This window comes from Streptomyces sp. NPDC005303 (assembly GCF_040607335.1).
Classification (GTDB): Bacteria; Actinomycetota; Actinomycetes; order Streptomycetales; family Streptomycetaceae; genus Streptomyces.
In genome coordinates this window covers 1-5,705 of the sequence record NZ_JBEXGM010000074.1, presented here as the reverse complement: position 1 = coordinate 5,705, position 5,705 = coordinate 1, and the positions used below count along the sequence as shown (strand labels likewise).

The 5,705-nt window shown below is 59.0% G+C and carries 5 protein-coding genes; 2 read left to right on the top strand and 3 right to left on the bottom strand.

Features of this window, described 5'->3' with window-relative positions; all coding sequences use genetic code 11:
* Positions 1-329: 329 nt before the first annotated feature.
* Positions 330-977, top strand: coding sequence for a hypothetical protein (locus ABZT93_RS40210; RefSeq protein ID WP_356114077.1), 648 nt, complete (start codon positions 330-332; stop codon positions 975-977).
* A gap of 196 nt (positions 978-1,173) precedes the next feature.
* Positions 1,174-2,043 carry a toll/interleukin-1 receptor domain-containing protein gene (locus ABZT93_RS40205; protein ID WP_356114075.1) on the top strand — a complete coding sequence of 290 codons (870 nt, stop codon included), beginning with the start codon at positions 1,174-1,176 and terminating at the stop codon, positions 2,041-2,043.
* A gap of 73 nt (positions 2,044-2,116) precedes the next feature.
* Here ABZT93_RS40205 and ABZT93_RS40200 read toward each other — a convergent pair whose 3' ends face one another.
* The 3 genes from ABZT93_RS40200 to ABZT93_RS40190 form a co-directional block, all read right to left on the bottom strand.
* Complete coding sequence (locus ABZT93_RS40200; protein ID WP_356114073.1) at positions 2,117-3,052, bottom strand: hypothetical protein; 936 nt, start codon at positions 3,050-3,052, stop codon at positions 2,117-2,119.
* A gap of 324 nt (positions 3,053-3,376) precedes the next feature.
* Entirely contained in the window at positions 3,377-3,979 is a 603-nt protein-coding gene (locus ABZT93_RS40195) for a hypothetical protein (RefSeq protein WP_356114071.1), read from the bottom strand.
* Positions 3,980-4,071: 92 nt separating this feature from the next.
* Positions 4,072-5,334, bottom strand: a complete 1,263-nt coding sequence (locus tag ABZT93_RS40190) for a TerD family protein (RefSeq protein WP_356114069.1) — start codon at positions 5,332-5,334, stop codon at positions 4,072-4,074.
* Positions 5,335-5,705: the final 371 nt, after the last annotated feature.

The following is a 5,705-nucleotide window of genomic DNA, read 5'->3' as shown; positions in this document are numbered from 1 at the left end:
GACGGAGCGCCGCAGGTCTCGCCCATGTGGGCGGACATCGAAGGTGTCTCCGCCCCGCTAGGCGCCGCCGGCCGCCCGCTCCCGCCCAAGAGGCAGGCATACGGGCATGAGGTCAGAACACGTCGTGGCTGGGGCGGTCGGCTCCACGACTTTAGGCAGCCACCATGGGGCGAGCCTCGAAGATCATGGCCCCAACGTCGTGCTTTAACGGGCAGGTCCACAGACTGCCCGACTCGCCGGAAGCTTACGGGGCCATGATCACTCGCCCCATGGCAGCTCCAGCCCAAAGTCGCTCCGCCGACCTCCGTGGAACCGTACCCTGCTGATCAATGGACGCACTCGTGGGAGCCATCGCAGGGCTGATAGGTGTCATTGTCGGTGTAGCGGCTCAGTCTCTACAGGCAGGCAGAGGGCGGCGCTGGCAGGTCGATGATCAGAAGCGGGCCAGCAAGGAAGCGCGTGCTGATCGACTCTGGCAGGAACGTCGGGTCTTGTACGCACGGTGCATGGAGAGCCAGACGGACGCCGCTGGGAAGTTCCAGTGGACCTGGCTTACAAAGTCCGCACTCCCTCCGACTCCTCCGGCCGGGGAGGACAGCCCGCTCTACCGCACCACGTCAGAGGCACAGGCGAGCCTTCCAGAAGCGATCAAGGCCGTGACTCAGTGCATCGCAGAGGTGCTACTCATTACCGAAAGTGAAGATGTCATGGCGGCCGTCAACGGCTACCTCGGAGCAATGCAGGCGTGGGATCCCAGCCAAGCGCACAGGGACAACCCCTCAGCGAGTAGTCAGGGAATTGCCTTCTTCCAAGGCCTCATGGAGAACCACAAGGCCTTTGTTCTGGCGGCGAGACAAGAACTCCAGCTCCAACCGGCTAGCGCGGCGACACCGAGCATGGCCCCGCCGTCTCCCCGCACGCCGCCTTCTGGGCCGTCCTCGGGCCGTCAGAGGGCACTCAACGACGACCAACGCTGACAACTACCGACGGCTAAGTCGCAGGTCGCAGCGTTGATCGATTAAACGGGCGCAGGTCAGAGACCCGCCCCTTCACTTCTTCGGGTACTGATCGCCCGCTGCGGCACTTGACTCGCCCATTGAGACTCCACCGACCTCACACGCGGCGACTTTCCCTTACCGTGTGCGCTCCGCACATTTACGCTAGGCTCTCTCCATGAAGATTGCATTCTTCCTCAACGATAGGGATTCAACTCGGCGAGTAATGCGGAAACTGGCCGACGCAACAGCAGTGGCGGAATTGGGGGAGGTTACATTTATCAATCCAAGGGATTTCGCTCCTCGCGCCATCGGTTCAGAAATTAAGAAGGAATTCCCAGAAACCGATGTCGCCGTATTTGACGTCACTAGGGCAAGATTCCACGTGGGGTACATGCTGGGTATCGCCCGCGAAGCCGGGGTGCATGTGGTACTCATCGCGGAATCTGGCGGAGAAATTCCGGCCGACATGGCATCTTACCGAACGCTCATTTATGGTAACTCGCTACGCGATACGAAGAATCTCGAGAGCGCATTTTTGAAAGATCTTCGCAACCTTCAGGCAGAACCAAGTGTCGAGCCTTCAGAGTGGCTTCAAAGCGAGCCCAAGAGAGCAGTCTTCATCAGCTACAGCCACGTCGACCAGAAGTATCTTCGCCGACTGCTCGTGCACCTGCGCCCCCTGGAACGCCAAGGAATTATCGACGCGTGGTCTGACACAAGGATCGAAGCGGGAGACGCATGGCGCGAGGAAATCAGAGACGCATTGGATCGAGCGCGTATTGCCATCCTGTTGATTTCGGCAGACTTCCTCGCTTCGGATTTTATTGTCGAAAACGAGCTTCCACCACTCTTGATGAAGGCTGAAGCCGAGGGGACAAGAATCCTTCCCGTAGTTGTTAAAGCATGCCGTTTTCCACGCGATCCTCAACTTTCTCGCTTTCAGGCGGTCAACGACCCCAAGTCCCCCCTGGCTGGTATGGCGGAACACCAACAGGAAGTCATCTATGACTTGCTAACGGAATCGATTGAACGAGTGATCCAATAGTGTCTAGATCGACCGGGCGATTCGTGTCGGCTCCCGATCCAGTAGGCCACCACCGCTATAGAGGCCGACATCTTCACACAGGCGCCGACATCTGACCGGGCGGGGAGTCAGCGTCAGGGGCTGCGTCTCCGTCTGTGGCAGGCATGTTGGTTTCTTCACCATGGTCAGTCCTCCATTTACGCACGACTGCATCGAGTGTTGAGGAGCTGAGTTCACCGGCCACAATCGTCTGAATCAATAGGTCATTAGCCTGCCTGCTCTTCATTAAGGCGGCGGGCACAAGGAGGATAGGGCAAGCGAGTGCGAGCCACCACCACGCCGACCCCATAATGGCCCAGGCAGAGATCAATCCAATACCGGCTACTGCGACACCGAGCCGAAAATCGGCCTCTGCAGTGTAGCGATCGTACTCCCCATAGATTTCAGGCTTGGTAATTAGGAGTTTGATGCGCAGCTGACTCCGCTCAAACCCCAAACCGGTTTCCAAATGAGTATAGGCGAGCCCCATCTCCGATCGACGATCTCCTATGGAGATAGTCATGGCCACGATATTGTATGGGCTAGAATTATTCCCTCGCCCGCTGAACCTCACCTCTCTGAACGGCACGCCAACGAGTTCCGAAATCAGAAAGGAGATCAGATCCGCTTCCGCCTCTTGACTAAGAGAGGGCATGTAGCTCTTGCGAACGATCAACGTTGCGAAGAGTGTGATCTTCTCAATTGCCGCACCAGCTAAGCTTCCAATCAGATAGGCGCAGAAGGCAACTGTGGCAAGCGAAGCCGGCTTACCGCAAATCTCAGACAGGTCGTAGAGGGATTTGATAACACCCGTAGCCTGATCTCGCTTCGGAATGCCGGGTGCAAGGAAGAGCCAAGCTGTCAGCAGGTAAATAAGTCCCGCCGCAAGTGGCGTGCGGACATCCCGTAGCCCAGGTAGGAGACTCAGCAACATAGATCGATGATCCCAAAAGGGTTGAGCCATTGTCAGCGCTTTAGGCAACTTGGCCATACTTCGGCTCCATGCTGGGGCGCCCTGGCATACGCGTGCCCTGTCGTTCCACGCACCGACGCGTTGTACCCAGCAGCGGCCCCGGGGCCCGCACTCGACCGAGTGTGTCAGACGCCGTGCCAAATCCTGCGGGGAATCACGGGGATCACCGGGTGCAAGTCGAGCGCCCGATGCGTCCTCGGATCCACTTCGCTGCAGTCAGCCCAGCAACCGACCGAAGATCACCTCAGCTTCTCAAGGTGAGGGCTCAAGAATCGTCGTCACGGGCCCAGCCGTCGTGGCTTGCTCTGATCGACGGCATTTGGCGTTCCATTTCAAACGCGTTTACGTTGCTGGCGTTTGCTCCCAAGGGGGCGTCCAACCTACCTCTCGACAAAGGTCAACTAGCGGCATATCTACTTTGGCGAGTTGGTCGTGACTGTACAGATCACTGATACGCATACCCAGGAAGTGCTTTGCGCCGATCGCAGTATCCGGATACCCCATATCGCGGCGCGCAGCAAGAACGAACTCGGCATAGAGCTTCATCAAGATAGCGGGAGGCGTTTCAGGCACATACGTCGCTTGCATGAAATTATGGAAAGCTATGACCGCTTGATCTGAGCCGAAAATTGTAACCCAGGCCGAGAATTCAGAAATTAGACTCTTGAACTCATCTTCCGACATCACGCGTTGGTTGAGGATGTCTTTGAGAAGGTTGATCATGGGTTTGTATACGTCATACTTCTTCTCCGATATTCTTGCTTCGAGATCCCTAAGGTGCTGTGCATCGATTTCAGACTTTTTCGCCCTCCGTGCCGAACGGGCGGCAATGACGGCGGCTATGACGGACGCTAGAGCCGGAATAGCTGCAACTGCAAGTGAAATTCGCCAATCCAAGGTTTTTCCTTGCGCTATCACCATCAGCTTGCCGTGATTCAATTTCATCCTCTCCTTCGGCTCTCTGGCATAGAGAGTCTTGTATGCCGCCCCAGGAATACGCCAGGAACCAGAAGGGCTGCTCCCCGCTTCGTCGCCGACTATCTGGTTTTGAACTCAACCTTTCCGGTGCTCATTCGGAAGTTCCCGTTCGAGTACAGTGTGGGGCGCGCCTCAACGTGGCTGCCGCTGTACTTCTCCACGTGTCGGATCTGGACACCACCGGGAACGGTGAAGTCGATCAATGCAATGGCAACCCAGTACGACAAGTTGCGGTTGTTGAACAGTGGCACCGTTACGGTGGAGCCCCGGCCGTCGGTGATGACTGCCCGGGCGCCGTAGGACTTGAACGAACCGGTCCCGTTCTCCACCGCGCTGTAGGCACACAGAAGGACGTACCCCTGGAGGTCGGGGCGACGGATGGTGATGGTCTCGCGGCCCGGCACCCGGGAGTCGCCATCCAGGGCGATGTAGGGCGGTGCGAAGGGCGTTCCGAGTTGTCGGTAGTAGACGACCTCATCTGACTTGTTCGGGCGCTTGCCAGGCGGGGTGACAAGGCTTCCAGGGACATAGAGGGCGTACAGGTCGAGGTCAGCGCCAGCTTGTCTTCGGGCTACGCTTCCACCGTTCCACTCAAGTGTGGCTGTCACGACGAGGCTCGGGTCGTCCTTGCGCATGTCAATGGTCGCCTGGCCAGCCTTGGCGAGGGCGACTTTCCCTAGCGGGACGAGAGGGCGAACCGGTGTCGTCGACGGGACTGGTGCGACTGCCGGCGAGATGTGCGGTGCGTAGGTTGGTTGCGGCGCAGCACGCGCGTGCCGGGTCTGCGCGGGCGTCGCCGCAGATGAGGTTTGCACCGTGGACGGCCCGGGGTCATCGACAACGATGCCGAAGTTCGAGGCCAGACCCGCCAGCCCTGTGTCCCATCCTTGGCCTACTGCTCTTGCCTTCCAACTGCCTGCTCGTCTGTAGAGCTCGATGAGGATGACCACCGTCTCGCGATGCATGAAGGACGGCGGCGCAAACGTGATCCGTGCGCTACCGCATTCGATGACCGCATGGGGGGTGTTGCTCGCCTCGAAGTGAGTAGCCCGTAGCTGGGGGTCGATGCTGGCGACGACCGCAATTCGGTCGACTGTCGTGGGGACCGCGGCCAGGTCCGCGACGATTGTCTGCCCCTTCAGTACGATCCCGTCCTGCGACGAGTGGTTGTAGAAGACCAGATCGTCGTCGCTCCGCACCTTGCCACCCTGCCCGAGCAGCACAGCAGAGACATCGATGCCCGTTGTACGCGAGGTGAGGGTGACGCGGCAGACCGCTGCCGACAAGACGACATTGCCGCCTTTGGCAAGAGTAGTAGTCATGTGTGGCCTCTCGCGGTGGTGTGTACATCGTGGTATCTCTGGTCGGCCCGTGTAGGACGAACACTGGTTTTCTGCAGTTAAGCCCCTCAAGGCGATCATGTTCTTGAGGGGCCAAGGTATGCACCGACGGCTCCGCCGCCCGTCTCAGTTTCCGTCTCATTCAGCGTCGTTCACGGCCGTTCAGGGACGACTCAAGTCGGGAGCCGCTCCCACGGCCGGCCGCCCATGAACGCAGGTGAACGCCCCCGTACGAGTCCCGCCACCCCACCACCACAGTTGGAAAGCGTGTTGGGGGCAACCCCTCACGAGTTCGAATCTCGTATCCTCCGCCAGTGCCTCACCGGGCACGATGTCGAAGGGCCCCACCGTTC

Excerpts from the sequence above, each read along its gene's own strand:
- ABZT93_RS40210 (WP_356114077.1), top strand. The coding sequence starts at position 330 with ATGGACGCACTCGTGGGAGCCATCGCAGGGCTGATAGGTGTCATTGTC.
- ABZT93_RS40190 (WP_356114069.1), bottom strand. The coding sequence starts at position 5,334 with ATGACTACTACTCTTGCCAAAGGCGGCAATGTCGTCTTGTCGGCAGCG.
- ABZT93_RS40205 (WP_356114075.1), top strand. The coding sequence starts at position 1,174 with ATGAAGATTGCATTCTTCCTCAACGATAGGGATTCAACTCGGCGAGTA.
- ABZT93_RS40195 (WP_356114071.1), bottom strand. The coding sequence starts at position 3,979 with ATGAAATTGAATCACGGCAAGCTGATGGTGATAGCGCAAGGAAAAACC.
- ABZT93_RS40200 (WP_356114073.1), bottom strand. The coding sequence starts at position 3,052 with ATGGCCAAGTTGCCTAAAGCGCTGACAATGGCTCAACCCTTTTGGGAT.